This is a genomic window from Mycobacterium sp., assembly GCF_035633495.1.
In the GTDB taxonomy this organism is placed as follows: domain Bacteria; phylum Actinomycetota; class Actinomycetes; order Mycobacteriales; family Mycobacteriaceae; genus Mycobacterium.
The window spans coordinates 24973-51325 of record NZ_DASQEU010000059.1; the positions used below are offsets into that span (position 1 = coordinate 24973).

30 protein-coding genes and 2 pseudogenes are annotated in these 26353 nt (G+C 65.9%); 18 read left to right on the plus strand and 14 right to left on the minus strand.

The window, feature by feature from the left end; all coding sequences use genetic code 11:
• Positions 1-523: 523 nt before the first annotated feature.
• Both VET27_RS10115 and VET27_RS10120 read left to right on the plus strand, forming a co-directional pair.
• Positions 524-781: a hypothetical protein gene (locus tag VET27_RS10115; RefSeq protein ID WP_526517610.1), complete on the plus strand. Its 258-nt coding sequence runs from the start codon at positions 524-526 to the stop codon at positions 779-781.
• A gap of 52 nt (positions 782-833) precedes the next feature.
• On the plus strand, positions 834-1481 hold the full coding sequence (locus VET27_RS10120) for a hypothetical protein (protein ID WP_526517612.1): 648 nt from the start codon (positions 834-836) through the stop codon (positions 1479-1481).
• Positions 1482-1732: 251 nt separating this feature from the next.
• Here VET27_RS10120 and VET27_RS10125 read toward each other — a convergent pair whose 3' ends face one another.
• Positions 1733-2380: a GAF domain-containing protein gene (locus VET27_RS10125; protein ID WP_526517614.1), complete on the minus strand. Its 648-nt coding sequence runs from the start codon at positions 2378-2380 to the stop codon at positions 1733-1735.
• A 95-nt stretch (positions 2381-2475) separates the two neighbouring features.
• A complete protein-coding gene (locus tag VET27_RS10130; protein ID WP_526517616.1) occupies positions 2476-3987 on the minus strand; it encodes an FAD-dependent oxidoreductase in 1512 nt (503 codons plus the stop codon).
• A 169-nt stretch (positions 3988-4156) separates the two neighbouring features.
• Between VET27_RS10130 and malQ the strand changes: the two are divergent.
• Positions 4157-6141 (plus strand): annotated as a pseudogene (gene malQ, locus VET27_RS10135) (4-alpha-glucanotransferase).
• A 750-nt stretch (positions 6142-6891) separates the two neighbouring features.
• On the plus strand, positions 6892-7065 hold the full coding sequence (locus VET27_RS10140; protein ID WP_526517618.1) for a hypothetical protein: 174 nt from the start codon (positions 6892-6894) through the stop codon (positions 7063-7065).
• A gap of 22 nt (positions 7066-7087) precedes the next feature.
• Here the strand turns inward: VET27_RS10140 and hadA are convergent, their stop codons facing one another.
• Positions 7088-7555 carry a (3R)-hydroxyacyl-ACP dehydratase subunit HadA gene (gene hadA / locus VET27_RS10145; RefSeq protein ID WP_526517620.1) on the minus strand — a complete coding sequence of 156 codons (468 nt, stop codon included), beginning with the start codon at positions 7553-7555 and terminating at the stop codon, positions 7088-7090.
• Positions 7556-7861: 306 nt separating this feature from the next.
• Here hadA and VET27_RS10150 point away from each other — a divergent pair, with 306 nt between their 5' ends.
• The 4 genes from VET27_RS10150 (at position 7862) to VET27_RS10165 (ending at position 10210) form a co-directional block, all read left to right on the plus strand.
• The gene (locus VET27_RS10150) at positions 7862-8284 is read left to right on the plus strand and encodes a nitroreductase family deazaflavin-dependent oxidoreductase (RefSeq protein ID WP_526517622.1); all 423 of its coding nucleotides are present in this window, start codon (positions 7862-7864) and stop codon (positions 8282-8284) included.
• Positions 8285-8372: 88 nt separating this feature from the next.
• Entirely contained in the window at positions 8373-8804 is a 432-nt protein-coding gene (locus VET27_RS10155) for a hypothetical protein (RefSeq protein WP_526517624.1), read from the plus strand.
• A 107-nt stretch (positions 8805-8911) separates the two neighbouring features.
• On the plus strand, positions 8912-9136 hold the full coding sequence (locus tag VET27_RS10160) for a hypothetical protein (RefSeq protein WP_526517626.1): 225 nt from the start codon (positions 8912-8914) through the stop codon (positions 9134-9136).
• 483 nt (positions 9137-9619) lie between these two features.
• On the plus strand, positions 9620-10210 hold the full coding sequence (locus VET27_RS10165; RefSeq protein ID WP_526517628.1) for a hypothetical protein: 591 nt from the start codon (positions 9620-9622) through the stop codon (positions 10208-10210).
• A gap of 676 nt (positions 10211-10886) precedes the next feature.
• On the opposite strand, the gene VET27_RS10170 is transcribed toward VET27_RS10165, so the two are convergent.
• Positions 10887-11678, minus strand: a complete 792-nt coding sequence (locus tag VET27_RS10170) for a L,D-transpeptidase (RefSeq protein ID WP_526517630.1) — start codon at positions 11676-11678, stop codon at positions 10887-10889.
• Positions 11679-11824: 146 nt separating this feature from the next.
• Entirely contained in the window at positions 11825-13489 is a 1665-nt protein-coding gene (locus VET27_RS10175; RefSeq protein WP_526517632.1) for an ABC-F family ATP-binding cassette domain-containing protein, read from the minus strand.
• Between the two features lie 259 nt (positions 13490-13748).
• Here VET27_RS10175 and VET27_RS10180 point away from each other — a divergent pair, with 259 nt between their 5' ends.
• Positions 13749-14237 (plus strand): hypothetical protein, encoded by a 489-nt coding sequence (locus VET27_RS10180; protein WP_526517634.1) that lies wholly within the window; start codon positions 13749-13751, stop codon positions 14235-14237.
• Here VET27_RS10180 and VET27_RS10185 read toward each other — a convergent pair.
• Positions 14231-14410, minus strand: coding sequence for a DUF6131 family protein (locus VET27_RS10185; protein ID WP_526517636.1), 180 nt, complete (start codon positions 14408-14410; stop codon positions 14231-14233). The two genes, VET27_RS10180 and VET27_RS10185, sit on opposite strands and share 7 nt — an antisense overlap.
• A gap of 132 nt (positions 14411-14542) precedes the next feature.
• On the opposite strand from VET27_RS10185, the gene VET27_RS10190 reads away from it, so the two are divergent.
• Positions 14543-15178 carry a response regulator transcription factor gene (locus tag VET27_RS10190; protein ID WP_526517638.1) on the plus strand — a complete coding sequence of 212 codons (636 nt, stop codon included), beginning with the start codon at positions 14543-14545 and terminating at the stop codon, positions 15176-15178.
• 87 nt (positions 15179-15265) lie between these two features.
• Here VET27_RS10190 and VET27_RS10195 read toward each other — a convergent pair whose 3' ends face one another.
• On the minus strand, positions 15266-16267 hold the full coding sequence (locus tag VET27_RS10195; protein WP_526517640.1) for a glycoside hydrolase family 6 protein: 1002 nt from the start codon (positions 16265-16267) through the stop codon (positions 15266-15268).
• A gap of 189 nt (positions 16268-16456) precedes the next feature.
• Here VET27_RS10195 and VET27_RS10200 point away from each other — a divergent pair, with 189 nt between their 5' ends.
• Genes VET27_RS10200 through VET27_RS10210 form a run of 3 tightly spaced genes read left to right on the plus strand, consistent with a single transcriptional unit; the run spans position 16457 to position 17849 of the window.
• Entirely contained in the window at positions 16457-17302 is an 846-nt protein-coding gene (locus tag VET27_RS10200) for an alpha/beta hydrolase family protein (RefSeq protein ID WP_526517642.1), read from the plus strand.
• A gap of 6 nt (positions 17303-17308) precedes the next feature.
• Entirely contained in the window at positions 17309-17521 is a 213-nt protein-coding gene (locus VET27_RS10205) for a malate:quinone oxidoreductase (RefSeq protein ID WP_526517672.1), read from the plus strand.
• Positions 17481-17849: a cupin domain-containing protein gene (locus VET27_RS10210; RefSeq protein ID WP_526517644.1), complete on the plus strand. Its 369-nt coding sequence runs from the start codon at positions 17481-17483 to the stop codon at positions 17847-17849. Before VET27_RS10205 ends, VET27_RS10210 begins: the two co-directional genes overlap by 41 nt.
• A 3-nt stretch (positions 17850-17852) precedes the next feature.
• Here VET27_RS10210 and VET27_RS10215 read toward each other — a convergent pair whose 3' ends face one another.
• Together VET27_RS10215 and VET27_RS10220 are read right to left on the minus strand one after the other, a co-directional pair.
• Positions 17853-18854 carry a helix-turn-helix transcriptional regulator gene (locus VET27_RS10215; RefSeq protein ID WP_526517646.1) on the minus strand — a complete coding sequence of 334 codons (1002 nt, stop codon included), beginning with the start codon at positions 18852-18854 and terminating at the stop codon, positions 17853-17855.
• Positions 18851-19786, minus strand: a complete 936-nt coding sequence (locus tag VET27_RS10220) for an SDR family NAD(P)-dependent oxidoreductase (RefSeq protein ID WP_526517648.1) — start codon at positions 19784-19786, stop codon at positions 18851-18853. Before VET27_RS10220 ends, VET27_RS10215 begins: the two co-directional genes overlap by 4 nt.
• A 252-nt stretch (positions 19787-20038) precedes the next feature.
• Here VET27_RS10220 and VET27_RS10225 point away from each other — a divergent pair, with 252 nt between their 5' ends.
• The 4 genes from VET27_RS10225 (at position 20039) to VET27_RS10240 (ending at position 22206) form a co-directional block, all read left to right on the plus strand.
• Positions 20039-20188 carry an AraC family transcriptional regulator N-terminal domain-containing protein gene (locus tag VET27_RS10225; protein WP_526517650.1) on the plus strand — a complete coding sequence of 50 codons (150 nt, stop codon included), beginning with the start codon at positions 20039-20041 and terminating at the stop codon, positions 20186-20188.
• A gap of 12 nt (positions 20189-20200) precedes the next feature.
• Complete coding sequence (locus tag VET27_RS10230) at positions 20201-20389, plus strand: hypothetical protein (protein ID WP_526517652.1); 189 nt, start codon at positions 20201-20203, stop codon at positions 20387-20389.
• A 32-nt stretch (positions 20390-20421) separates the two neighbouring features.
• Positions 20422-20580, plus strand: coding sequence for a helix-turn-helix domain-containing protein (locus VET27_RS10235; protein ID WP_526517654.1), 159 nt, complete (start codon positions 20422-20424; stop codon positions 20578-20580).
• Positions 20581-21504: 924 nt separating this feature from the next.
• Positions 21505-22206, plus strand: a complete 702-nt coding sequence (locus VET27_RS10240) for a hypothetical protein (protein ID WP_526517656.1) — start codon at positions 21505-21507, stop codon at positions 22204-22206.
• A gap of 28 nt (positions 22207-22234) precedes the next feature.
• Here the strand turns inward: VET27_RS10240 and VET27_RS10245 are convergent, their stop codons facing one another.
• The 4 genes from VET27_RS10245 to VET27_RS10260 all read right to left on the minus strand — a co-directional run bounded on the left by VET27_RS10245 (position 22235) and on the right by VET27_RS10260 (position 24325).
• Complete coding sequence (locus VET27_RS10245; RefSeq protein WP_526517658.1) at positions 22235-22576, minus strand: DUF3703 domain-containing protein; 342 nt, start codon at positions 22574-22576, stop codon at positions 22235-22237.
• Between the two features lie 15 nt (positions 22577-22591).
• The gene (locus tag VET27_RS10250; RefSeq protein ID WP_526517660.1) at positions 22592-23293 is read right to left on the minus strand and encodes a cation efflux transmembrane domain-containing protein; all 702 of its coding nucleotides are present in this window, start codon (positions 23291-23293) and stop codon (positions 22592-22594) included.
• The gene (locus tag VET27_RS10255) at positions 23278-23616 is read right to left on the minus strand and encodes an ArsR/SmtB family transcription factor (protein WP_526517662.1); all 339 of its coding nucleotides are present in this window, start codon (positions 23614-23616) and stop codon (positions 23278-23280) included. The genes VET27_RS10250 and VET27_RS10255 overlap by 16 nt, the downstream gene beginning before the upstream one ends.
• A gap of 82 nt (positions 23617-23698) precedes the next feature.
• A complete protein-coding gene (locus VET27_RS10260; protein ID WP_526517664.1) occupies positions 23699-24325 on the minus strand; it encodes a DUF4396 domain-containing protein in 627 nt (208 codons plus the stop codon).
• Between the two features lie 314 nt (positions 24326-24639).
• On the opposite strand from VET27_RS10260, the gene VET27_RS10265 reads away from it, so the two are divergent.
• Entirely contained in the window at positions 24640-25863 is a 1224-nt protein-coding gene (locus VET27_RS10265) for an Ig-like domain-containing protein (protein WP_526517666.1), read from the plus strand.
• Between the two features lie 249 nt (positions 25864-26112).
• Here VET27_RS10265 and VET27_RS10270 read toward each other — a convergent pair.
• Positions 26113-26208 (minus strand): annotated as a pseudogene (locus tag VET27_RS10270) (hypothetical protein); the annotation flags it as partial.
• Positions 26209-26353: the final 145 nt, after the last annotated feature.

Here is a 26353-nt window from a genome sequence, read left to right on the forward strand (position 1 = left end):
GTTCCGGACCTCGGTCTTCTTGGAGGAAGTGTCCTGCCTCGGTGATCGTCACCGGAGTGACACCGTGAGCGCCCGGAATCTGTTGGCGGAGCTGACGATCGGCACCACGGGCAATCGCATCGCTGTCGGAGAACGCGCAAAGAGTCCTCCTCCAGCAGTAGTGCAAACCCGCACCCGGCGATGGGCCGGGGTGATGCCGTCGCGATGCGGCCGACCCAATTCACCACAGGTGTACTGACCCGTACACTCTCTGCTCACTCTCGACCCCTGTACCGGCCGGTACCTTTGCGTTCAACCACTTGCGCCAGGCCCTTCACGTTGCGGGAACACGTTGTCCGATTGATCTCGCTAGCGAGGCTCATTCCGTTGAGGGGTTGGCCGTGCACCGGTGGCGATGGCGGCAGACGTCACCTGAGCCACGTCGATGGGTCGGCGAGCGATTCACGCGTAACGCGAGCGAGCGTGCCGGCACTACGTATCAGAGCGCGCGAAACATCCGGGCGCCCAACGAAGGGATCGGGTAATGAGAAAGTTCGTCGTCACAATCGCCGCCGCAGGCGCCATGGCGGGCGCCGCGCTCGGATTCGCCGGGGCGGCGTCGGCCGCCGGCGGGGCTGACGCCACCATCAACGGGTTGAGTAGCGAAGGTTACATCGTGCAACTGAACGGAACGCCGACCGCTCCGCTCACCGCGTGCACGGTGACCAACGTGCAGAAGGACCCGTCGAGCGGCACCAGTCTCACCGCCTACGTAGACGTGGCGTGCCCCGATGGTTGCTAGATTCCGTCGGTCGGCCTTGTCGAAACGCGGTCCTGGCGCCTGGCTGCTAGCGGTGAGCGTGACCGCAGCGATCGGCGCGGCGACCGCGTGCTCGAATGGCGTGGGCCCATCGGCGACGACCGCAGCACCGGCCATGCCCGCGGCGGCAACCTACGTCGCGGACATGCCAGGCGCTGACGGCAAGGCGGTGACATTGGCGATCACCGTCACCGGTGGCGAGGTGGCGGCCTATCAGACCAACGGCGTCGATGACGATGCCTGGTTCTTCGGCACGCAGAAGGACGGCGTCATGAGTCTGAAGTCGATGTTTCACGACAACCTGACTGCGTCGTTCGACGGCAATCGAGTCAACGGCACACTGGCCATGAACGAAGTCGGTGCGGCACCTCACAGGTTCGCCGCGGAACCGGTGGTGGCGCCAGCCGGCCTGTACACGGCCGATCTTGGTGATGCCCGTGCATCGTGGGTGGTGCGTCCAGGCCACCCCACCGTCGGGGTGATGAACAATAGTGCACCGGGTGACCACAAGGTCACCGACCAGATCGCCGCCGATCAGCAGCAGTTCCAAGACACGGTCCGGCAGATGCGACTCGAACGCAACATGGTGCCCGCACCACCGATGTCGCCCGACACGCGCATGACGGTCATGCACGACAAGGCGGTCCGCGCGGTCCCGGTCACTGGAGACATGACGTTCTAACCCTCGAGCTGACACCGCCGTCGAAGCGTGTGGCGACTCGTATGCACGCCGACTCGGCCGCGAGCGTTGCCGTACGCGTCCACCGCGGCGGTGTCAGTCTTGGGTTCGTCGCTCGAGCGACGGTGGCGGGCCTGCTCTACGCCCGCCGAGCTGCCTGAGCGAATCAGCCGCCACGTCGTCGTTACGCGCGCCCGGCTCCTACCCGCGGCACGGCGGACGAAACCGCCTCGATCCGCCCGGCGTTGGTCACCTCATTCCTCCAGCCCGCCGGAGAGCAAGACGCGTTGCGCGACAATGTCTTCGGTGACTTCGTTGAGTCGCTGCCCGGATGCGAAGGTGAATGCGCGCACCCTGTCGATGGCCTCGTTGACAGATTCACCGAGCTGCTCGGCCACCATCCCCTCCGCCACGTGCACTTGCGATCGACCGAGCGGCGACGACCCCGCCAGGCGGGCGAGGTGGTCGGCCGCCACATCGCCGATGCGCACGGAGAGCTCTTCCGCAGCTGCGTGCAGCACGGTGCCGATTGCTTCCGCGTACTGCCGGGCGGCGTCGTGATCGTTGGCCTTGAGCGCACCCCGCATATGGCGGTACAGGTCCAGCACGCCCAACGGGGTCGAACCATCCTCCACCGGGTACGCGAAGACCGCGTCGACACCGGCAGCACCCGCCTCCTGGGCGAAGGCGGGCCAGCGCTCGAGGCTGTCGTGACTGGTGAGGTCGGCGGCAGTGGCGGGGCGGCCACTGCGACATGCGACCAGGCCCTCACCGACGAGGAACTGCAACTCGTCGAGGCGTTCCGCCACGGCGTCGGTGGTGTGCAACAGCTCGCGACTCTTCGAGGGTGTATTCAGAATGGCGAGCGCACCACCGTCGACCTTGGTCGCGTGAACTGCCATGTCGCAGAGAAGACCAACCCCGCCTGCAGTGAAGGTGAGGGCGGTGTCATCCGTCCAGTTTTCTTTCCCGTTGAATGAATCGACCACCATGCCCCTCACACGGCGCCGGACGGCGTGAGGTCGTCGGTCGCCGGGCCTTCCAGCCGAGTCCCGTCCGGGGCGAAACGCGAGCCGTGCAGTGGGCATTCCCACGCCTTGTCGGCGTCGTTCCAGTTGACGATGCCACCGAGGTGCGGGCACACCGGCGACACGACACGCTCGACCCCGTCGACCGTGCTTCGTGCTTGCAGGTGCCAGGGCGGGCCGCTGACCACCCCGCCCTCGGCTGGAGGTTCATCGAAGGAGGCAGCGATCGGGGTCACCCATCCCTTCGCAAGATTGAAACCGACTTCGAGGTTGGCTTGCGCCATCGTGGTGACGCCGGCTAGCTCGTGCGGACTCCAGCTGGCAAAGGCGCTGGACCAATCCATTCGACCACCAAGGATTCGGCTGGACAGCGCCAGTGCGGCGGCTGGCCCATTGGTCATCCCCCACTTGTCGAAACCCGTTGCCACACAAATGCTGTCGAGGCGGGGCAGGATCGGGCCCACATACGGCAGCTCGTCGACGGGCGAGTAGTCCTGAGCCGACCAGAAGTGGGTCCGAACCGCTCCCGGGAAGTGCTTCGTGGTCCACGCGGCCAACTCGTCGAGTGCTTCCGACGGTGCCTTCTCCCTACCGACGGGGTGGCCGGCTCCGCCGACGATGAGCACCTCGCCGTCCCCGGTCGGGGCATAGCGCACGGACCTCGAGGGTGAGTCGGCAGCCAGGAACATTCCGCGAGTGATGTTCCCCGGAACCGTGAACGCCATGCAGTAGGACCGCTGCGCCTTCAGACGGGCGAAGAATCCCCCGCGGTCCAGGATCGGCGTCCCCGTCGCCAGGACGAGCCGATCGGTGCGGACGACGGTTTCGTCGGCATCGGAAGTTTCTACGTGAAGTCTCAGATTGGTCCCGAGACCAGAGACGCGACGCACCCGCGCTCCCTGCGTGAGCCGCCCGCCGTGCTGTTCCAGTTCGGCAACGAGGCTGTCCAGCAACGACATCGGGTCGAACTGGGCCTGGTCGCGCAGCCGCACACCGCCGCGGTAGGGAAACGGTGTACCCGCGTCATCGACCCATTCGGCGTCCAGGCCCGCAGACCTCGCGGCAGCCAGCTCCTCGCGCGCCGTCGGGATCCCGTCCTCGGACTGCGCATAGGTGTAGGCGTCCTCGTGTTGTACGGCGATGCCGTGACTTTCGCAGTGGCGAAGCAGCCATGCTTGACCTTCCCGATTGCCTTCGACGTATTGCGCGGCGATCTTGGATCCGTGCTTGGCGGCGATCTTGGACAGCTTGCTGCCTTGGAGCAGGCTGATCTTGCCCGTCGTGTTTCCCGTCGCGCACGCCCCGACCGTCCGCCCCTCCAGGACCAGCACGTCCTTGCCCGCCCTGGCTAGCAGCACCGCGGTGATGAGACCCGTGATGCCCGCTCCCACCACCACCACGTCGGCCGACGGTCTTCCGGGCACGCCGATGCGCGACAACATGGGAGTAACGACCCGATCAGCTAGCCATAGCGACGTCATCGAGATGCCATACCCGTCCGCAGATCAACAAAACGCGCTTTGGCGGGGCCCGAGTCGAGTGCGACGTCGGGGCGCGTCGGTGTAAGCACCCTCCGCCCGGGTATAGCACCGCGGTGCATACTCCACAGCACCCCCGCCACACCTCCGTGACCTGCATCGGCGGCTCGCGGTGACCGTCGAACCAAGACCGGTGCCCGAGGACCTGCGCCGCCTTGCTGCCGCTCATGGCGTGGCCACCTCCTACCGCAGCGAGCGACGCGAGCCGGTGGAGGTCGGCGCCGACGTCGTCGTCCGAGTGCTCGGGTTACTCGACGTAGAGGCAGGCACGGAGTTGGACCGACGCCGCGAGTTGTCCCGACTGGCCGAGCTCGACCGCGAGGGGGTACTGGCTCCCACGGTGGCCGTGCGTGTCGACGGGCGCCCCCAGCCGATGCCCGGCGCATCGATGTTCGCGACGAGCTTCCCGGCGACCTATCTCCGGGCTGGTACCGCGTGCAGACTGGCGACGGCCAGGAGGCCACCCTCGTGGCGGCCCCGCCGAAAGCCCCTCAGGCACCGGCGACCTGGGGATGGATGCTGCAGCTCTATGCGCTGCGCTCGGCTCGGTCCTGGGGCATCGGCGATCTGGGTGACCTGCGCGAGTTCGTCAACTGGACTGCAAGCGAACACGATTCGGGCGCGGTGCTTCTCAACCCACTCCACGCGCCCGGCCCGACGCATCCGGTGCAGCCGTCGCCCTACACACCGTCCAGTAGACGGTTCGCCAACCCGCTCGCGCTGCGCATCGAGGACATCGACTCCTACCGTCGAACCGATCCGGACACGCGTGCGGAGGTGGACGCGCTGCGCGTCTCGCCGAGCACCGAGAGGATCGATCACGACCTCATGTGGGCGGCCAAACGCGCTGCGCTGGAGTTGCTTTGGCACGCCGAGGGGCGGCCGGATCCGCTGGACGGACCGTCCGTGTCCGAGGGACTCCGCGACTGGGCCACCTATTGCGCGCTGGCCGAGCGGCACCGTGGCCGGTGGAGCCGGTGGCCAGAGCCGCTACGTGATGTCGCCGCGCCGGCGGTGGCGTCCGCACGCCAGGAGCTGGCGCCGAGGTTGGCCTTTCACGCCTGGGTGCAGCAGCGGTGCGTCGAGCAGCTGAACGCCGTGCGGGACGCCGCCCGAGAAAGCGGCATGGGCTTGGGCGTATTGCACGACCTCGCGGTGGGGGTCGACGCGGACGGTGCCGACGCGTGGGCGCTGGCCGACGTTCTCGCCACCGGCGTCAGCATCGGCGCGCCGCCGGACAACTTCACGCCTCGAGGCCAGGACTGGGGGCTGCCCCCGTGGCGACCAGATCGCCTCGCGGCCAACGGATACGGCGCGTTGCGCGACATGCTGCGCGCCGTGCTGGCCCATGCCGACGGTCTGCGGATCGACCACGTCGCTGGTCTTTGGCGACTGTGGTGGATTCCGCCCGGCGACGGTCCGGACCGCGGCACCTACGTGCACTACGACGCCGACGTCATGCTCGCCGTGCTCGCGCTGGAAGCACACCGGGCCCGGGCCACGGTGGTCGGTGAGGACCTGGGCACCGTCGAGCCTAAGGTCACCGAAGCGCTGGCCGACTACGGCATGCTCGTGTGCGCGGTGTCCTGGTTCACCCGCGACGAATCGGCGCCCGGGCAGCCGCTCCTCAGGCCGGCGGCGTGGCCGTCGCGGGCGGCCGCCAGCCTCTCGACGCACGACCTTCCCACTGCGGCGGGATTCCTGCGTGGAGAACACGTGCGGGCGCGCGCGGATCTCGGTCTGCTCGACGACGTGCCGGCCGAGAAGGCGAACGCCGATCGGGAAAGAGCCGAATGGCTGGCGCTGCTGCGGTCCGAGGGCCTGTTGCCTGCCGACGACGGCACCTCGTCCCTGGACGACCCGGCGATCATCGCCGCGATGCACCGATTCCTCGCATCGACGCCGAGCCACCTCAAGCTGATCTCGCCCTACGACGTGATCGCCGAGCCGCGCCAGCCCAATCTGCCTGGAACGGTTGATGAGTATCCCAACTGGCGGCTCCCGTTGCCGGAGACCCTGGAGCAGCTGCGGGACGACCCGAGAGTCGCGGAGATCACGGCCGCCTTTCGAGCAGCGAGAACCCGCGACGCGAGCTAGGCCCGCCAACGACTGTCAAGCGGCGGCCCGCCAGCACGAGCACCGACTGGCCGGCACCGTGACCGTCGAAGTAGACGATGCGTCGGATCGCGTCGGTACCGGCACCGTTGGGTGACGCGCTGCTGATCGCACGCCAGAACGGTGACAGCAGACCGGGCTGATACGCGCCACCCGCCGAGGGATTGCCGAGGATTACGAAGATGACGACGGTCAGGGACGATGGCGGTCGCCGAGCTCTTGGTCACGGGAGTGCTTGCCGCACTTGGCGAGAGGGCCCGCGATCGGATGCGTGCGATCGATGGTTCCGCCGCCGCCCTACACCTCTACTGACGGCCGGCGCGACGCCGACGAACCGAGTCAGCTCGTGAACACGGCGACCACGACCTTGTCACCGCGACGCTCGGCAGCCGCCCTGAATGCTTTGTCCGCCTAAAGGAGTGGGTATCGGTCGGGGACGAGGAGGTCCAGGTCGACACCCCCGGCGGCCACCGCGATTGCGTGAGGATAGGTGTCGTTCATCCGCCGCACCATCGCGAACCTCAGACCCTTGCGGCGAGCCGAGGCCACCGGGAACGACGACCTGTCCTCCGAGGGAATCCCCGCCAAATGCCACCCGACCGCCCGGCCGGCATGCGGCGAGGGCCGTCGTGATCGCGGCGTCGGTGCCTGCTATCACCAAGACGACGTCGACGCCTCGGCCTCCCGTCGCGTCCCACCGCTTCGGCGCCGAACTCCGCCGACCACGCCTAAATGGACGCCCTACGGAGGACCGCCTGCCGACGAGCGCTACCCGAGTTCGGCCTGACGCGGGACCAGCTCGTTCAGCGCTACCAGCAGATCCTCGCGGCCGAGGCAGCTCGCAGGATGCGCGGCTACGCGGGGGTGCAGCACACCAATCGCGTCGCCAGGGACGCCGAGCGGTGAAGCGCGTCGAATCCCCGCCGCATCAAGCGGTTTCGAAGCCTTGGTCTGGTTCACTGCGTCCCGCGAGCGTCGTGTAGTCCTCCTGCACGATTTCACCGTGCTGGTTGGTGATACGACTCCTGAGGGTGAGGACGTCCGCCCCGAAGGCCCTTCGAAGTGAGTCGATCCGGATGTGGCAGTACAGCTTGTCGCCGGCCTTGATCGGTTGGAGAATCTTCAGACCTTGCTCGGCTTGGATGAGCTTCTCGTCGAAGATCGGGATGTTGGCGTGATCGAAGAATGCCATCTGGGCCTGGTATCCGAATACGCAGATGAACGTCAGCGGAGCCAGAATCGCGTCATGGCCCAGCGCCTGGGCGGCATCCTCGTCGGAGTAGGCGGCGTCCTCGTTCTTCACCGCGTTGGCGTACTGACGGACCGCTTCCCGACCGACCTCATAGTGATCGGGATACAGGTACGTCATGCCGACGATGTCTGGTGACAGGGCCATGGTTTCCAAACCTAGCTGGTGCGCGTCGGTCGAAGCGGTTTCGTCGGCCAATGCGAGGGTAGGACAGCAGGACGCCGTTACAAATTCCCATTCAAATGTCACGGCGACCATGACTACCAGAAGAGCAGGCAATGACATCTTCGGAGCCCACGACCGAAGTCGACGAAATCTTGACCACCCCGGCTACCCCTGGCGCCGAGGCGCTGCCCAGCAGCAGCACGGCCGAAGAAGACGAGGGCGACGACACCTAGGAGCAACTGCTGGCAAGTTCGGAATACAACCGCCGCCCGCGTTGTTGGCCCGCACATGACTGAGCACGCCGAATTGAGCCCCACTGACTGGGTACGCGAACAGACCGAGCGCATTCTGGCGCAGGGCACCACTGACGGCGTCGAGGTGCTGGACCGGCCCATCGTCCTGTTCACGACCACGGGAGTGAAGTCGGGCAAGAAGCGCTACGTGCCGCTGATGCGCGTCGAGGAAGACGGCCGGTACGCCATGGTCGCCTCCAAGGGCGGCGACCCCAAGCACCCGTCGTGGTACTTCAACGTCAAGGCCAACCCCACCGTCACCGTGCAGGATGGCGACACGACGACCACCCTGACTGCCCGTGAGATCGATGGCGCCGAGCGCGAACACTGGTGGAAGCTTGCGGTGGAGGCCTACCCGCCGTATGCCGATTACCAGACCAAGACCGATCGCTTGATCCCCGTCTTCGTATTGGAGTGACCCGCAAGTAGACCGGGCATCGAAGGTCGATCAGGCGCTCGGCCAACCCTCGGGCACGTGCCACGGGGTCGGGGTCGATGCCAATCGCTTGAGCGCTGAGCATGCCGTCGTAGACCAAGGCGAGGTCCGCCACGAGGCGGTCGGGCTCGCCGACGCCTGCCGCGACGGCCAGTTCGGCAGGGCGGGCGGTCACACGTTGCTTGTGATCGACGGCGACGGCGACCCCGAGGTGGTCCCGTGGCAGTTGGGTCGCCGCCGCGACGTGGGCGCAGCCGCGTCGCGAACCGGTATCGCGTGTCCACGCGTCGTGCGCGTCGAAGATCCCGAGAATCCTGGCGCGAGAATCCGTTTCGGACTTGATGTACGGCTCCCAGACGACGCGGGAACGCTGGTCGCGGTCGGCAAGGTAGGCGGCCACCAGATCGGCCTTGCCGCTGAAGTTCTTGTAGAGCGAACCCGTGGCGACCCGGCCTTGGCGATGACGGCATCGACTCCGGTGCCGGTGATGCCCTGGGCGTAGAAGAGTTCGTCCGCCGCGCGCAGGAGTCGCTCGCGGGCGGGTTGCCTGGTTCCAGCCATGGCGACAGTCGCGGCCGGGCCGTGGGCTGGGGTGACGACTCATCAACGATGGACCGAACCCGAGGGGTCGGTCGCCTGAAACCGCTCTCTACACAATGCGTTCCGTGTTCGCCTCTGCAACGACGTGGCCCGAACGAAGCGAAGGCTCGCCTCGCCCGGGGCACGCTGCCGCTGGCCAAAGAGTTCGCCGAGGTCATCGTCGGCGCTACCAACACCCAGAACCCGCAGGGAATCGTCTACGTCGGCGGGTCCGACCACCTCATGACCGCCTGATCGGGACATCGCGCCGGCGAGAAATCGCAGCGTGTTCACCGAGGAATGCGGCTAGACATGCCCCGCCCTATGGGGTCGCCGATCCGCGGAAACAAGTCGGACTCACCAAATTCGACATTGCGCGGAGCCTCGACTCGAAGCTCGTAACCGAAGTGCAAATTGCTCAACTAGCTGCGGGCTAGCGTCTCCCCTTGGGCCATTGCTTAGCCTCGCGAAAAGCTCAAAGTGAATTCAATCCGGTAAAGAAATGATCTCGCCACGAGGTGCGCGACCGTTCTCGGATACGTGGCTCCGAACTGCTGAAATATGTTGTCGCCGCGGGCTCATTGTCACCGGCTGGAAACGGAGAGGTCACAGTACAGCTCATTTACCTGCGACCGCGACAATTAACTCATGTCTTGCCTAGACACCATTTCGGTGCTGCTATACGGTTTGACTGAAGAATTGCATGAGTGTCATTCACGAGCACAAATGAGGAGGTCGATGGTGACGATTATCTTTGATCGATTCGCTATCAAGATAGTCGCCAGCGCAGGACTGTGCGCGGCCGCCGTGGCCTTGAGCCCGCACGCAGCAGCCGTGCCGCTGCTTACGGGCGGGTCCAATTGCCTTGAGAACCAGGCCGGTGACATCGCGCCGGGGGTCGCTGGCGGGGGAGCGCCGGTGGCCGTTGGCGGGGGAGCGCCGGCCGCGGGCGGGGCAACGCCGGTGGCCGCGGGCGGGGCAACGCCGGTGGCCGCTGGCGGGGCCGCGGCGGCGCCTTGCAGCGCTGCTGCAGTCCAGTCCGCGGGGGTCGTGCCCGCCGTCCTGCCCGGACCCGTGCCGGTCGGCGCACCCATCCCCGTCGGCGCACCCATCCCCGTCGGCGCACCCATCCCCGTCGGCGCACCCATCCCCGTCGGCGCACCCATCGCCGTGGCAGCCGGTGCCCCGGCGGCAGCGCCCGGGCTAGCCATGGCTCCACTCACTGAAATGGGCGGCCTGGCAAAGGATAAGGGCACGGCGACCAGTAAGCCGCCTACTGGCGACGGCCTTGCTCCCGGAGTGCCGCTCTTGCCCGGCCCGAGGGGCTAACCCGCCGGCAGCGGATAGCCGCCGTCGTCGGAGCTTCCACCGGGACCCGCATCTCCGCCGACTGCACGCTTGGTGAACGCGAACGTCGAGCGGGACCGTAAACATGCGTGCCGTCGGCGCCCGGAATTTTGATAAACTTTTTTCAGCCCCAGTGATATTCAGCCTGTACACATCCAGCCGGGCCGTCGAGCAGGGGCTATTCTTACGGTTTCGACACTCGAAGCGGTGATTGGCTGCAGCCGCATTGCTGGGTGTCGACCGTATGCCGCCGAAACGCTGCGACGCTCGTCGCTCGTTGGTGGCCGGCCGCCTACGGGCGAAGTGAGTATCTGACGCCACTTCCCCACCTACGTTGGGCGCATGCGCGGACGTACGAGTGGACCCATGATGCTTAAAAAGCCTCTTGCAGAGGGCTTCTCATCAACGGAAACCACGTGAGGGCTGACTCGCATACCCGCCATCGGGGTCAGGGCAGCCTGACAGGCCGCTCGAATGGGCCTTGGCGTCAATGCGGAGACTTCCCCGGCGCTGCGTCGGAATCCTCCGCAGCGGCATGCGACGGAAATGTCTCGGTGGGTTGCGCGGCGTCGCCGGTCAAAGCGCAGTCGAACCGGTCAGTGTGGGCTGCAGGTGACGATCTCAGATCACCAACCCACCAATTGACAGTCGCCGCAGGCTATTCCTGCACGATGACGGGGTCGCCGACGTCGACCGTGTTGAAGTACCACTCTGCGGTGGCTGGGCTCAGGCTGATGCAGCCGTGGCTGACATTCTCGAAACCCATTGCATTGACAGCCCACGGAGCTGAGTGGACGTAGAGACCTCGGCTGCTGATGCGGACGGCGTAGTCCACCGTGAGCAGATAACCGTCGGGATCGGTGATGGGTATGCCGACGCTACTGGAATCCATGATCACGTCGCGATCCTTCGAGAGGACCGTGTAGGTGTCGACAGGTGATGGGTACTCCGGCCGACCCATTGAGGCCAGCAGGACCCCCTGCTCGCCCGCGTGCGGAAGGTGGTGCGGCGCAGGGCCGGTCGCAACACCGTCGACCGTCACGGTGAACGTGTGCTCAGAGATGTCGGCGATGCCGACGACAGCCGGCCCTGTATTGAACTCCGTTGACCTGCTGCCCACCGACAGTTTGATCGTGCTGTGTGCCGGCCAGTATCGGTCGGGAACCCACTGCACGACCTTGCTGTCGAGCCACTCGAATCTGCCGGTCATGCCCGTGGTGGACTTGACATCAATGGCGCGCTCGGCGGCTGCCCGGTTGGAGATGGGCTCGTTGAAGGTCACCACCACGGGGTGCGCCACCCCCACTATCGCGCCAGGCGTCGGCAAGATCGACTTGATGGCCGAACCAAGCGGGAGGCTGACCGCCGTCGTGTCGACGTCGGCCGTACTCCCGGCCACACCCGTGGCAACCAAGCTCACCGCTAGAACGAACTGAATGACCGCTCGCATCAACCGATCCCATTGCATTTGACCATCTCATCATTAACCGTTGTCACGGTACCGGCTCATCGAGACCGAACCTGCAAGCACGCGTGGGCAATTCGGTCAAGCCTTCGTCACGTTTCGGCTACGGCAAGGGATCGGCGGCTCTTCGACTACAGGTCTACGACACGCCCGTTGTCGACCACCCAGGAGCGATCCAACCGAACGTTCTGCAACATCCGGCGGTCATGTGTCACGAGCAACAGCGCACCGTCATAGCTTTCGAGCGCCTCTTCGAGCTGTTCGATGGCGGCGAGGTCGAGATGGTTCGTCGGCTCATCGAGAACGAGTACGTTCGTGCCTCGAGCCTGCAGCAAGGCAAGGCCGGCGCGGGTTCGCTCACCGGGCGAGAGCTCGTCGACCGCGCGTTCCACGTGGTCGGCGCGCAGCCCGAACTTGGCCAGCAGGGTTCGCACATCGGCGGTGGACCAGGACGGCACACGCTGCTCGAAGCGATCGACGAGTCGCCCAGGACCAGAAAAGACAACGCGGACCTGGTCGATCTCGCCGATGGCGACGTTGGCGCCCAGACTCGCACGGCCCTGATCGGGCCGCAGGCGACCAAGGAGTAGTCGCAGCAACGTCGATTTTCCTGCCCCGTTGGGCCCGGTGATGCCGATTCGCTCGCCGGCATCGACCTGTAAGGACACCGGCCCCAGGACGAATGCGCCCTGCCGCACAACGGCGTTGTCGAGTGTGGCCACGACCGAGCTCGACCGAGGCGCGGCTCCGATGGTGAACTCGAGCGTCCATTCCTTACGGGGTTCGGCAACTTCCTCGAGGCGAGCGATCCGGCTTTCCATCTGGCGCACCTTCTGCGCCTGCTTCTCGCTGGATTCGGTCGCTGCGCGTCGCCGGATCTTGTCGTTGTCGGGAGCCTTGCGCATCGCGTTGCGGACACCTTGGCTCGACCATTCCCGCTGAATGCGCGCGCGTGCCACGAGGTCGGCCTTCTTCTCGGCGAACTCCTCGTAGTGTTCGCGCCGGTGTCTGCGACCAACCTCGCGCTCTTCCAGATAGCTCAGGTACCCGCCACCGAAGACGGTGGTGGTGTTCTGGGCCAGGTCCAGTTCGAGGACGCGCGTCACGCTGCGGGCGAGGAACTCCCGATCGTGACTCACCAGCACCACACCACCGCGAAGATCGTGGACGAAGTGCTCCAGCCGCGCAAGTCCGTCGAGGTCGAGATCGTTGGTCGGCTCGTCGAGCAAGACGATGTCGAACCGCGACACCATCAGCGCCGCCAATCCCACCCGCGCTGCCTGCCCACCCGACAACGCAGTCATCGGGGTCGACTCCGGCTGTAACGCTTCGGAATCGAGCCCGAGGTCGGCCAGCACCGCCGACAACCGTTCGTCGAGGTCCGCCGCCCCAGTAGCGAGCCAGTGGTCCAGCGCAGCAGAGTAGGCGTCGGCCGGATCCACATCCGCGGGACCCTGACCCGGGTCTGCCAACGCGGCGGCCGCTGCTTCCATGGCCTGCGTCGCTTCGGTGCATCCCGCACGACGCGCGATGTAGGTGGCGACGGTTTCGCCGGGTACCCGCTCGTGCTCCTGCGGGAGCCACCCGACGAACGCGTCGGCCGGCGCCACGTCGACCGAACCGTCGAGCGGCTCCAGATCTCCGGCCAGGATCCGCAGGAGTGTGCTCTTGCCGGCGCCGTTGGCACCGACGACTCCGACCACATCGCCTGGGGCCACCGTCACGTCGAGCCCCTCGAAGAGGGTGCGATGGGCGAATCCGCCGGCCACGTTCTTCGCGACGAGCGTTGCGGTCATGGGTCCATGGTCGCACCGCTGCGCCGCGGCAGGCCCCGCGTGCAGGTGTGCTGATCCACCGCAACCCGCCGTCGACCACGGGCGGCGCCAGCTCGGCTGCCGCCCGTGGGCGCCACTCGTCGTTACAAGGCGAGCAGTCGGTCGAGGAATCCGCGGTACCTCTTGAGTGCAATACGGAGGTCCTCGGTGCTGGCTTCTTCGCCACAAACCCACTGTTGTTCGAGGCGAGAGCGCCGCGCCGCTGCGCGAGATGAATGGCATGAGCGGCACGGTAGTTCTCGACGACCGTCGGATGATCGACCGAGATGTCGGCGGCCCGCTGCTCGAAGTCGTCGACCGGGCAGCCGCGCTCGCGCATGACCTCCGTCACGAGTTCGTCCGCGTCAACGACTGCGCTCGAGGGGTCGTCGACGAACGCGGTCTGCACGGTCTGCCATTGACCGGCGTACCCCTGCAATGCGGCGTGTGTCAGCGGAACGATTTCGAGCTTGTCGCGCTTTCGCTCGCGCTCTGCGAGCTCTCTTTCGGCCGCCCCTTGCTCACCGGTCGCCGCCACGGTGCGTTCATATTCTGGTCCGAACCGCTCCTTGAGTCGGCTCCTCCTCTTGCGACGGCCCACCATGAGGGCGGCGACCAGCACCACCACGGCGACCACGACCATCGCCACGATCACAATCCATACCCAGACAGGCATTCGATCTCCTCCTCTTCCTATGTGCTCGACCCGGAATCGCTTGGCGCTCAGTAGTAGTGGCGTCGGCCGCCGACGGCGCGGCCCGTGGAACCCAAGATCGCCATGACCACGCCGACGACGAGGAGGATGACCCCGATCACCAGGACGAGGTGGGCGAAGGCGAAGGTGGGGACGAGGCTGGGCAAGAAGAACCCCAGCAGGATGAGGACGATCCCGAGAACGATCATGACGAACCTTTCAAAGGGGCGCCGCGACGGGCGCTGGCGGATGAACATTCGCTGGTCGGTAACCCGACCTGACACCAATAGAAGACCCTTTAGGGGGGTTCAGACACACCCCTAGGGCGGTACCTTCGAGGCATGTCCCCGCCCAAGGACGGTCCCATCACCGTCGCCCTCGTCGACGACTACGACGTCGTGGTGATGGGCTTAGCCAACATGTTCGACAACTACCGCGACCGCGTCGTCGTCGCAGAACTAGACGCCTCCATGCCCGTCGACGACACCGTGGACATCGTGCTGTACGACTCGTTCGCGCAGCCCGAATCCGATCACCACGAGATCAGTGTGTTGGTGGCCAACCCCCGCGCACATCGAGTCGTGATCTATACGTGGAACTTTCACCCCGACCTCATCGCAAGCGCCCAGCAGCACGGGGCACACGGCTACCTGTCGAAGACACTGCCCGCCCGAGATTTGGTCGCCGCACTGGAGGCTGTGCATGCGGGCGAAGTGGTCGTCAGCGATGCGCCGTTGCGAGCGCGCAGCGCGCCGGGCCTCGATTGGCCCGGCCGCGGCGAAGGGCTCAGCGATCGAGAGTCCGAGATCCTGGCGCTCATCACTCAGGGCAAGAGCAACGCCGACGTCGCCAAGCTGACCTACCTCAGCCCCAACACCGTAAGTCATACATCCGAACGATCTACCGCAAGATCGACGTCGGCAGCCGAACCCAAGCCGTCCTCTGGTCTGGGGTGTCAAGCACGGCTTCACTCCTGACCACCACCGCATCGAACACTGGAAGGGCGGCCCCCAACCCCGGTCACTCTTGTGAAAGTGGCCGGAGGATCTAGGCGCGTAAGCCCCCTACTGACCCGCGTTGCGGGCGAGGTCGATGGCGTACTGGTTCGAGAATCGCCCCGCTCCAGGGTCCCCGCGGCCGCACGATCCGTCGGACTCCCCGGGACGCTTGACCCACAGGTAGGCGTCGGCATTCGGGCTCGCCGTGGCCGTGGAGGGCGAGGCGCCCAGTGCACGGCCGCTGGGATTGCACCAGTAGAGCGGGTCGTCGGCCGCGGGTCCGGCACCGTTGCGCGAGGTGTCGATCACATAGTGCGATCCGTTCGTGAGCCCCGAGATCGTCTCGCCGTAACCGATTTCCTCATCGGTGGTGAAGAAGTTTGCGGTGTTCAGGCTGAAACCCTGCGCTTTGCCCACGCCGACGTCGTTGAGCCTGGCGGCCATGTCCTCGGCGCTCAACCAGCGCGAGTGACCGGCGTCGATGTACACGGCCGCGGCCGGATTGCGGGTCAGCGTGTCGACGGCGTAGCGCATCAGGTCGAAGCGTTCCTGGCGCTGGTCAGGCGACAGACAGTCGGCCATGGCGAGCGCATCGGGTTCGAGGATGATCGCCGCCGGCGAAGATCCCAGGTCGGATGCGATGCCGTCGATCCACCCTCTGTAGGCGGCCGCCGTCGCGAACCCTCCCGCGGCGAAGCTCCCGCAGTCGCGATGCGGGATTCCATAGAGCGCGAGGACCGGCATGGCGCCAGCAGCCTGTGCCGCGCCGATGTACTTCGCGTCCACGGCGGGAGTGGATAACTGGTCCATCCAGTACGCCTGCGGCGTGTTGGCGATTGCGGTCAACTCGGGAGTCGGCGGATTGGCGCTCTCCGCGGCGCGCATGGCCGCTGACATGGGATTGACGTAGAGGGGCATTCCGGCCAAAGGATTTGCTTCGGCGGCCAGGCGCACCGCCGGGGCGGGTCCGAGTTGCGCCGGTTCGGCAGAACACACGATGGCGGCGACGGCGACAACCGCCAGGAAGGCGGAGATCCACCGCGCGACTGCGCCAGCAGCTTGGGACATCACCCCAAGGAAATTAGTGTCACGACGCGATAAGCGCCAGTCATCGACTGGTGCTGGCGCGATCAACGCGGTACCGGACGGTTTGCCGCTGGGTTCGGTGAAGACGATGAGCTTGCCCGCCAGGGCTGTGATGATGGGCTACCGCACAGAAGCTCAATAAAATACGACCGACGCGTCGGGAGGCGCAGTTTGGACACCAACTTCTCGCCCGCCCCTACGTCGGAGACGATCCCGCACGCCGGCAGAGACCGGCTGGTCCTCACCCTCGACCCAGGCGCCACCGCGCGCCGCCGCGTGATCGTCTCGCTGCACGGCAGCGGCTTCACCTCTCAAACCCACGATGCGATGGTCGACGCAGACGACCTTGCCCGCGGCGGTGCGCTGGTTCTCACTCCCCAGGCACTGATTCCCTTTCAATACAGCGCGGTCTTTCCCGAAGGATTCGGTTGGAATGTGCCGGGTTCGCCGTTGCCCGGGGAGGACGTGGTTCGGGACGAGCCCGACGATGTCGGCTTCATCACGACCCTTCTGGAGGTGACGCGAGCTCGACATCCCGACCTTCCCGTCCACCTACTCGGCTACTCCGGTGGCGCGCGACTGGCCTCTCACGTACTGGCTGTCGACCGGACTCCGACGTCCGCGGGCCTCGTCGCCGGGGCACTTTTCCCCCCGACCGCCGCGTCTGCTGTCGCAGCGGTGCTTGCGATCCATGGCAGACACGACGACGTGAATCCATACGAACGTGGCGACAGTGCCCGCTGGCCGACGGGCATTCGACGAACGATGCAGTCGTGGGCCAATCGATCAGGTGATGGCGACACCCATCGTCTGCGCGAACTGGAGCCCGGGGTGGTCGAGCAGCGCTTCGACAACTCCGATACCCGGTACGGTCCCGTTCGCCTCATCAGCCTCGACGATGTGGGACACGCCTGGCCGGGAACAAGCGATCCACTATGCCTGCGGCAGTTCGGACCGGCCGGTAGATGTTCGGCGACAAGCCATCTGGGCAGATTCTTCGCCCAGATGGATGGGTGACCAATCATCGAACGCTGCTTCTCCGATGAGATGAAGAACGGCGGAAGGGCGGCACGGCTCAGGAGCATGATTCCGTCCTACGGACATTCACTCATCGACGACGCCGAGCTGTGTCGGCGGGTTCGCGCTAAAACCGCGGAATTCTTGCACGTCAATCAGCAATCAACCACGAAAGGGTATGACGATGATTCGAGCCTATCGCCTCTACACCGGGCCTGACGGCAACTCTCATGTCGAGCGCGGCAGCATCGCCGGCGGGAAGCTGGTGGACGCAGAAACGCTGGAGTTCAAGGAAACTGAGCCGCATTCGTCGTTCGACTGGCACAACGACCCGATTCCCCAGTACGTCATCACGCTGTCCGGCGTTCTGGAGTTCACGACGGTCGGCGGCGAGACGTTCACCATCCGCCCCGGCGACGTCCTGCTTGCCGGCGACCACACCGGCACCGGGCACGAGTGGCGGCTGATCGACGACGCGCCATGGAAACGCGCCTATGTGGTGTTCAAGCCCGGTGCCGACACCCACTTCGTGCCGGACCAACCATGATGGTCATCCGGTGGCCGTGTCCCTGACGCCGAGTGGTGTGCGACCGGTCCACCGATTGAACGCGCGGTGAAAGGAGTTGGGGTCGTCATAGCCCAAGAGGAAGGCGATCTCGGTCAGGGACAACGTGGACTGAGTCAGGTAGTGGCGGGCCAGTCCCACGCGGACGTCGGCCAGGAGTTCTTGGAACGTGACGCCCTCGTCGCCGAGGCGTCGCTGCAGCGTCCGCGTGCTGACGCCGAGGTGGTGGGCGACGCCGTGGGTTGTGCCGGCGCCGGCGGCCAAGAGCTCGACCAGTGTGGCGCTGACCTTGGAGCCGAACGTGGCGTCGCCGGCGAGGTCGTCGAGGCGGCGACGCAACTCGGGTTCGAAGAAGTCCCACATCCCGGCGTTCGCCGTCAGGAACGGCCGGGTCGCATCGAGCCGAGAGAAGCGGACGAGCGTCGTCTCGCCGCGCTCGACCCGGGCGCGCAGCCATTCCTCGACCGCGGCGACGTTCCTCGGTGGCTGCGGTACGACGACCCGCTGGGGAGCGACGGGGGTGCGGGTCCCGAGCCGGGCCAGCGCGACCCAGAACGCGGCCTCGACGACTGGCAGGACGGGGGGTGGGGAATCCCCTGCGGGCCAAGCGATCTCGAGGTTGACGCCGTCGATGTCGAGTTCCACGTGCAAGCGCAACGGGCCAAGCAACCGTTTGTGGACGGCGATCCGTTCTGCCGCAACCAGCAGGTTGGGGCTGCACATCGCCGCGAAGATCGGCGGGTCGAACACCTCGGGGCTCAGCTTGTCCGCGATCGTGATCGCAAGGTCACGATCGCCGACGAGCTGGTCCAACGCGCCGAACAAGGTGTAGTACTGCGGCGCAGACAGCACCGCCTCCTCGCCGTTGAGCAGATCCCCCGGCAGACCTGCCGCGTCAAGGAGGTCGGCAGCCCGCACGCCGAGGTCGGCGAGTAGCACCCGCACGAACGGGAGCGAAAGCCGAAACGGCGCAACCAAAGTGCTCATGGCCTGGCGGCGGCACCGACGTCGACCCGCAGGCCGGTCTCCTCTTCGGCGACCTGCCACAACGCCTCGACGGCGCCTGCGCTGCCCGGCCGGACCAGGGGCTTGCGGACCGGCGGACCGTTGGTCACGAACAGCGGACCGTAGAACCCGCCGCCGGGAGCCTTCGGATCGACGGCCGCCCGCAGCTGACTCAGCGCACCACGATCGGTCGACATGCCCACCACCTTGACCAACTTCTCGGAGATGGTGCCGAGCACACCGGCGCTGCCGTGGGCCTGGGTCGTGGTCTGCAGATCGGAGTTCGTCAGCCCCGGCTGAGCGGACAGCGCCTTGGCATCGACTCCGGCCCGGTCGAACTGCGCTTGGAGGCCGACGGCGAGGTGACGCATGGCCAACTTGGTCTGGCCGTACATGCGCCACTCGTCGAAGTTCTCGTGCATGTGCGGGTCGGCGGGGTCGATGGCGCGACCTGAGTGCTGGGCGGTGCTCGACAGGGTCACCACCCGCGCACCGGGCGTGGCGACGACGATGGGCAGCAGGTGGGAGATCAGCGCCCAGTGGCCCAGCACGTTGATGCCCATCTGGGTGTCGAAGCCGTCCTCGGTAGTCCCCTGCGGCAGGGCCATCACGCCGGCGTTGCACATGAGGATGTCGATGCGGTCGTGCTTGGCGGCGATCTCCTTGGCAGCGGCGGCGACGGAGGCGAGCGAACCGAGGTCGAGTTCCACGATCTCCAGCGATGCGCCCGGGTGTGCGGCGAGGATCTCGGCACGAGCGTCGGCCGCCTTGGCCTGGTTGCGGGCCGCGATCACCACGTGCGCGCCGCTACCGGCGAGGGCCTTGGCGGAGGCGAGCCCGAGTCCGCCATTGGCTCCGGTGACCACGGCGACCTTGCCGTGCAGATCGGAGATGTTCTTCGTTGACCAGCTCATGGGTGTTCCTCGAATAGTTGACCGCCTGGTGGCGGGACGCTTGAGGAAAACCTACGACAGCGACGCCGCCGTTGCGCTCGCAGATCGCGCCAACGCTCTCGCATCTTGCGCCACGCTCGGAGACGCGTATCGCGGGTGGTCGCCCCCGCCGTACTTAGCGTGCGGAGATGGACATCAACCGGCTTCCGACGACGAGCATTCGTTCCACCCTGTCAGCGGTCCTTGGTGGCGTCGGCGGGCGTTTCGCCAGCGATGCGCCGGTCCATCGGGCATCGCTCGTCATCGACGAGAACACCGCTCAGCGTCGGCCACGCCCCGCCGCCGCTGCTGGATGCGCTCGCGCGGCTGCTCGCGCTCCTCGACCAACCCGCAGACGTCGCGGCGCTCGGCCCCCGGCCTTGAGCGCGAGATCCTTTGGCGCCTACTCACCGGACCCCAAGCAGCGGCCATCCGCCAATCGGCATCCCCGACAGCCGTCTCGCCCATCTCGCCCGCGCGATCCGCTGGATCCGCGCCCGCTACGAGCAGCCGCTTCGCGTCGCCGACGTCGCCGTGATCGCGGCGATGAGCCCGTCGTCCTTTCATCGGCACTTCCGCGCCTGACCTCGAAGACGCCGCTGCAATACCAGAAGCAGTTGCGCCCCAAAGACGCCCACGTGCGCCTGCTCTCCGGCGGCCAGGACGTCGCCGCGGTCGGGTTCTCCATCGGCTACTCCAGTCCCTCGCAGTTCAGCCGCAAATACCGCCACATGTTCGGCGTGGCATTCAGCCAGACCGCCGTCGCCGCCTCATGAGCCCGCAACCTCAACTCCGTTGCAATGTCGCGTCGATCACGACATCGAGGGGCTTGGTAGTACCGGGCCTGGTGATCCCGAAGACCTTTGGCGTGATCCGCACTTCGGCGGTGTAGCGCGGTACCGCGTCGTAAAACCCGATACCGCAGGCGATCTCGTGCCAAACGACGACGTGTACACCACTGCCGTGTCGAGCGGAGGCGGTGGCTCGTCGGCGTGGTAGAGCTCCAGCGCCAGTGGTGATTTTGGCGAGGGCTTAGCGCAGGTCGTCGGGTAGGGGGTCGGCGGCGGTGAGGGTGTGTTGTCCGGCGCGGATCTGGCAACCACGGCGACACGACCCGCTGTCGACGGCACAGCACAGTCGAAAGTTGCGTGGGCGTGGCTTTGACCCGTTGGGGGAAGCGGTAACCCGCTTGATCCCGTTGGTGTGTTGATCGCGCGTCTGCGCATCGACGATACGGTTACCAGCGAGGAGACCGAACCGGCACGTGATCCGGACGGCGGGCGCGACACCGAGCGGTCAGACATCAGCGGATCCAGCCGTCGGCGGAAGCCCAGCCGTGTGTAGGACCGCAGCACCTCGTCGACCGACTCAGGTTGCATGTGCATACGGGGCAGCTCGATTAGACACCGCGGTCCTGGGGCGAATCGTTCGGCTCGCTCGGCGGCATAGCCCATGACACAGCGACTCATTCGTCGACGCCGCATGAGTTGCGTTGCTCAGCAGAAGTTTTGCATAAGCCGAGTATTGCGGTGATCACTGCGCAAGGCCGCCCGCACCCTTGGCAGCGGTGCATCTGAGTCCGCAAGCATGCCGTCATGGGACGCCTCCCCCATCCGGAGAGGGTGACGGCAGAGTCTCGGTGAGATTGAGATGCAGTGTCACTTGGTCAGTAGTTGCGCGGACCATGTCATCATCGGACGGTGGCACCGAAAGCAGAGGCGAAGACCGACAGCCGGCTGGCTGCTCGTCTCGCGGCGATCGCTTCACTAGGCGCAGCGGTTATCCACTTCGCCGTCGTACCGACGCACTGGCAAGGGTGGATGCCGTCAGGGCTGTTCTTCGTCGCAGTCGCACTGTGCCAATTGATTTGGGCGCGAGCGGTGCTGGTTAGGCCGAGTACGACGGTGCTCGCCGCGGGGATCGCGGGCAATGTAGCTGCCGTCGCGCTCTGGGCGCTGTCTCGGACCACGGGAGCGCCGTTCGGCCCTCACGCCGGAGAACCCGAGTTGGTACGAGCCGCCGACCTCTGCGTACTGCTGCTCGAGGTCTACGTCGTGATGGGAGCCGGCTGGGTGTGGCATCGAGGCCGCCAAGCAGAACCGATACCAGCCTTTGCAAACGCGATGGTGCTCCTCGGCATCGGCACCGTGATCGCTGCCGCGGCAACGGTGGGAGTCGCTTCCGGTCTGCAGCACGGCCACCATGCGCCGGTTGCCGCAGAAGCCGAACACCACGGGCCGAACATCGGAAGTGAAGACGGCCACCACGATCATCCAGAGCCGGCCAGTCCGCCGGCTACCGAGCGATCCCGCCCGTCCAACGCGCCGACTCCTGTCGAAGCCCATTCTCCCGCAACGGATCCGTCACACGACACTGGCGGTGATCACGATCGTGAGGAGTGACACCCTCTACTGTAGACACCGCCGAAGTTCACCGCGTCAGGGCGGCGGTTAGGTCGGGTGGGATGGGCATCGGTGTCAGGAGTCCGGCGGCGACGCGACCGGTGTTGCCTTCTGGGTAGCGCCCGGAGAGTGATCCGGGTGCGGCGACGACGATCCGCAGCACCTGGCCGAGCGCTTCCCGCCGATCGTGTTGGCGCAGAGCCAAAGCGAGCATCGCGACGTGGTTGCAGGTGTGCAGCCACGGGTGCGGCTGGGAGACGATGTGCGCTCGTTCGAGGTGACTCCACCGCCCTTCTGGTGAGTCAGCGGCCTCCGCGGCTGTCATCTCTTGCCGGTAGACGGTGCGGGCCTGTTCGGTGATGCGCGTCATGGCAGGTCCCTTGCGTTAGTCGTCGCGGCAGTCGCAGTTGTGCTCGGCTGCAGCGGTTGCGGTGGTGACCGGTGCCGAGCAACAGGGGTCACCCTTCCAGGCGTTGATACCTTCCTTCACCGCAATCACGGCGATCACCATCGCCGCGATCGGGTCCGCCCAGGACCAGCCGAAGAGGCTGTTGAGCAGCAGGCCAACGAGCAGGACGGCCGACAGGTAGGTGCAGAGCAGAGTCTGCTTCGAGTCAGCGACCGCCGAGAGCGAACCGAGTTCACGACCGGCACGGCGTTGCGCCCAGGACAGCACGGGCATGACGGCCAGGCTGACGGCGGCCAGCATGATGCCGACAATCGAATGCTGGGCCTCCCCGATCCCGAAGAGCGATCGGATCGCGTCGATGATGACGTAGAGGGCGAGGCCGAAGAACGAGAATGCGATTATCTTCAGCGCGATCTTCTCGCGGGCTTCGGGGTCTTTGCCGGCGAACTGCCAGGCCACCGCGGCCGCGGAGGACACCTCGATGACCGAATCCAGGCCGAAGCCTATCAACGCGGTCGAGGAAACTCTGGTGCCCTCGGTGAGCGCGACGATGGCTTCGAGCACGTTGTAGCTGATTGTGGCCGCAACGAATAGCCGGATACGACGGGACAACAGCTGGCGCCGTTCTCCGGTCAGTGCGGGAAGTCCGAGGTTGGAGGCCGTCACCGGCAACCGCATCCCTGACCGTCGGCGCCCATGCAAGAGCAATTCGGGTCGACGGCTAGGACGAGGCCCATCAGGTCGCCAAGGGCGTGCCCGATGCGAGGGTCGGCGAGTTCGTAACGGGTACGTCGTCCCTCGGGAATCGCGACCACCAACCCACAGCCGCGCAGGCAGGTGAGGTGATTGGACAGCATCTGGCGTGAGACGCCGATCAGCTCGGCCAGCTCGGAGGGATAGCCGGGTGCTCTGCTGAGACGCAACAGGATCTGCGTGCGGGTGGTGTCGGAAAGCGCAAGACCGAAGCGGGCCAGCGCATCGGTATGCGTCAATGTCTCCACGGATCGAAACGATACATCACATTCTGTATCCAGCACGTACTGTACCAAGAAGACGCTCGCGCCAAGCAGGTCTTGCAGCGTGTCATCGAGCCATAGCCGTTGTTGTCGAACTGGTGGGTGCTTGGGTGTGCTCGCTAGTGGTGTTTTGGCGACCGAGTCCGTCGGCGATTGAAACCACCAGCCCGCCAAGCATGAAAGCTGCAATGAAGGCGATCAGTGCTCCGGTGCTGAAGGAAGGGATGAAGCGGCGCGCGCCGGTCAATTCGCCGCTGCCGCCGTGGTATTGGTGCGTGAGCGCGTGCCCTTTGCCTTTCTGCAACAGGTAGCGGTTGACGGGTACGGCGGCGAAGAAGGCGACGGGAGCGAGATGGCCATGCCAATCCAAAAGATGGGGTTTGACGAGGCCAGCATTCATTGCGCCAGGGATGATCGCCATGACGGCGTTGTCGACGATCTCCATCGTCAGGATAGACAGCGTGTCCGCGGCCAGGACGACACTCAACGCCGTACCGAGTGGCAGACCGGCCTTGAGCAGCGGCAGCGTCGAGAGGGCGTACCCGAAGAGGAACGCCAGGCCGACGGCGATGGTCGCGACGTTGCTCAACCCGAGCGCCGTGCCGATGATCAGCCCGACGATCTCGCCGATGGCACAGCCGGTGAGGCAGTGCAGTGTGGCACTGACGGCCATGGCGTTCATGTTCCCGCTCATGTTGCGGGTCCTTGTTTGGAGGTGAATGCTTCTGAGGGGCGAGCTTCGAGCCGCGCTGACAAGGCGGCTCCCCGCCCGCTTTCCCGGTCGTGTGATTTGAATCGGACTGTTCGCGATGCGGCCGCCAGTCGAAGTGAAGGCGCTCGGCTCTACGTCACCATACCCCCATGGGGTATGCCTTTTCAGCACGCGTGTCCTCGAAAAGATCCAGAACAGGATCTACGTACCAACACCGTAGAATGGGGCGGGCATCGCGGGAACAGTTCACCCATTCCCGGCGGTGCGAATACAGGGCGGGAAAAGGAGAGCAAAGCATGCGGCAGATCCGTTCGGTGATCGGTCGGCCTGGACATCACTTCTGGCTGAATGCGGTAGCAGCACTATCGGTGGTAGCACTGGCGCTCAGTGCGTGCGGCAGCAGCGACACCACCCCACCGCCACTGCAGGTGATCCTCGAAAAAGGGGACCCGTACTCGAACCTATTGGTGCCGAAACTGGAGGTTTCAGCGGCCGACGGCGCGGTCGGCGTCGAGGTGGACTCGCCGGTCTCGGTGAGTGCGGGTGACGGGGTGCTCGGCGCGGTAAGCCTCGTCAATGCGGACGGCAACCCCGTGGCGGGTCGGCTCAGCCCCGACAGCCTGACCTGGGCGACGACTGAACCGCTTGGCTACAACAAGCGCTACACGCTCAACGCCGAGGCGCTCGGTTTGGGCGGCATCGCACGCAACACCATGACGTTTCAAACCCGGTCGCCGGAAGACCTGACGATGCCCTACGTACTGCCGAATGACGGCGAGGTCGTGGGCATCGGCCAGCCCATCGCAATCCGGTTCGACGAAGACATCCCCAACCGTTTGGCAGCCGAGAAGGCGACTACCGTCATCACCAATCCGCCCGTCGAAGGAGCGTTCTACTGGCTGAGTAACCGCGAAGTCCGTTGGCGCCCAATGGGTTACTGGAAGCCCGGCACGACCATCGACGTCGCCGTAAACACCTACGGCGTCGATTTGGGCGACGGCCTGTTCGGCCAGGACGACGTCACGACGCGGTTCACCATCGGCGATGAGGTGATCACCACCGTCGATGACAACACCAAGACACTGACCGTCCGGGTCAACGGCGAAGTGGTCAAGACCATGCCGGTCTCCATGGGAAAGAACAGCTCCCCGACGAACAACGGCACCTACCTCATCGGTGACCGCTACCGAGACCTGGTCATGGACTCGTCGACATACGGTGTGCCGGTGAACTCGCCTGAGGGCTACCGTCTCGAGGTGGAATGGGCCACCCAGATGTCCTACAGCGGCATCTACGTACACGCGGCGCCCTGGTCGGTGAGCAGCCAGGGCCGAAACAATGTCAGCCATGGCTGCCTGAACGTGAGCACGAGCAACGCGCAATGGTTCCACGACAACACCAAGCGAGGCGACGTCGTCGAGGTGATCAACACCGTCGGCTCGACGCTGCCGGGTACTGACGGTTTGGGCGACTGGAACATCCCGTGGGAGCAGTGGCAGGCAGGCAACGCAAGCATCTGACAGTCCCCGCCCCAACGACGCGTCACCGCCACTCGTGCGAGCGCGGTTCGGCGCAGCGTCGATCGCTACGGCTTCGTCAAGGCGCAGTACGCGTACCGGGCGTCCAAACGACTTCGCGGTACCAGCGTGATGAGCCGCGGCGTCAGACCGCACTCGAGTGCCTTTAGCCAGAACTCGTCGAGCCACGCCTCGTCTCCCAGACCGCTGCGCCAATGCGAGTCAGACCTAAATGCTTCGCTGCCCGTAGCCGTCGGTGAGGCTGAGCTGTGCCGAATGCATGGCTTCGGTGGTCTGTTCAGCCCGTCGCGAAAATTCGTTGAGTTGTGCCAATGCGTCCGCCGCGGGGGCACCGACTTGGTTCTGACGTTCTTCCTCGATCAGATGAATGACGACGAGTCCGCCCAGGTGCAGGCCGCGCTCCGCCGCATCATCGACGGCCGGGCGAACTGATGAGCGTCGCGGCAGGGCTGTTGCTGTATGTGGCGCTGTT

Excerpts from the sequence above, each read along its gene's own strand:
- VET27_RS10115 (WP_526517610.1), top strand. The coding sequence starts at position 524 with ATGAGAAAGTTCGTCGTCACAATCGCCGCCGCAGGCGCCATGGCGGGC.
- VET27_RS10125 (WP_526517614.1), bottom strand. The coding sequence starts at position 2,380 with ATGGCAGTTCACGCGACCAAGGTCGACGGTGGTGCGCTCGCCATTCTG.
- VET27_RS10130 (WP_526517616.1), bottom strand. The coding sequence starts at position 3,987 with ATGACGTCGCTATGGCTAGCTGATCGGGTCGTTACTCCCATGTTGTCG.
- VET27_RS10140 (WP_526517618.1), top strand. The coding sequence starts at position 6,892 with ATGGACGCCCTACGGAGGACCGCCTGCCGACGAGCGCTACCCGAGTTC.
- hadA (WP_526517620.1), bottom strand. The coding sequence starts at position 7,555 with ATGGCCCTGTCACCAGACATCGTCGGCATGACGTACCTGTATCCCGAT.
- VET27_RS10150 (WP_526517622.1), top strand. The coding sequence starts at position 7,862 with ATGACTGAGCACGCCGAATTGAGCCCCACTGACTGGGTACGCGAACAG.
- VET27_RS10160 (WP_526517626.1), top strand. The coding sequence starts at position 8,912 with ATGGACCGAACCCGAGGGGTCGGTCGCCTGAAACCGCTCTCTACACAA.
- VET27_RS10165 (WP_526517628.1), top strand. The coding sequence starts at position 9,620 with ATGGTGACGATTATCTTTGATCGATTCGCTATCAAGATAGTCGCCAGC.
- VET27_RS10170 (WP_526517630.1), bottom strand. The coding sequence starts at position 11,678 with ATGCGAGCGGTCATTCAGTTCGTTCTAGCGGTGAGCTTGGTTGCCACG.
- VET27_RS10175 (WP_526517632.1), bottom strand. The coding sequence starts at position 13,489 with ATGACCGCAACGCTCGTCGCGAAGAACGTGGCCGGCGGATTCGCCCAT.
- VET27_RS10180 (WP_526517634.1), top strand. The coding sequence starts at position 13,749 with ATGAGCGGCACGGTAGTTCTCGACGACCGTCGGATGATCGACCGAGAT.
- VET27_RS10185 (WP_526517636.1), bottom strand. The coding sequence starts at position 14,410 with ATGATCGTTCTCGGGATCGTCCTCATCCTGCTGGGGTTCTTCTTGCCC.
- VET27_RS10190 (WP_526517638.1), top strand. The coding sequence starts at position 14,543 with ATGTCCCCGCCCAAGGACGGTCCCATCACCGTCGCCCTCGTCGACGAC.
- VET27_RS10195 (WP_526517640.1), bottom strand. The coding sequence starts at position 16,267 with ATGTCCCAAGCTGCTGGCGCAGTCGCGCGGTGGATCTCCGCCTTCCTG.
- VET27_RS10210 (WP_526517644.1), top strand. The coding sequence starts at position 17,481 with ATGACGATGATTCGAGCCTATCGCCTCTACACCGGGCCTGACGGCAAC.
- VET27_RS10215 (WP_526517646.1), bottom strand. The coding sequence starts at position 18,854 with ATGAGCACTTTGGTTGCGCCGTTTCGGCTTTCGCTCCCGTTCGTGCGG.
- VET27_RS10220 (WP_526517648.1), bottom strand. The coding sequence starts at position 19,786 with ATGAGCTGGTCAACGAAGAACATCTCCGATCTGCACGGCAAGGTCGCC.
- VET27_RS10225 (WP_526517650.1), top strand. The coding sequence starts at position 20,039 with ATGCGCCGGTCCATCGGGCATCGCTCGTCATCGACGAGAACACCGCTC.
- VET27_RS10245 (WP_526517658.1), bottom strand. The coding sequence starts at position 22,576 with ATGACGCGCATCACCGAACAGGCCCGCACCGTCTACCGGCAAGAGATG.
- VET27_RS10250 (WP_526517660.1), bottom strand. The coding sequence starts at position 23,293 with ATGCGGTTGCCGGTGACGGCCTCCAACCTCGGACTTCCCGCACTGACC.
- VET27_RS10260 (WP_526517664.1), bottom strand. The coding sequence starts at position 24,325 with ATGAGCGGGAACATGAACGCCATGGCCGTCAGTGCCACACTGCACTGC.
- VET27_RS10265 (WP_526517666.1), top strand. The coding sequence starts at position 24,640 with ATGCGGCAGATCCGTTCGGTGATCGGTCGGCCTGGACATCACTTCTGG.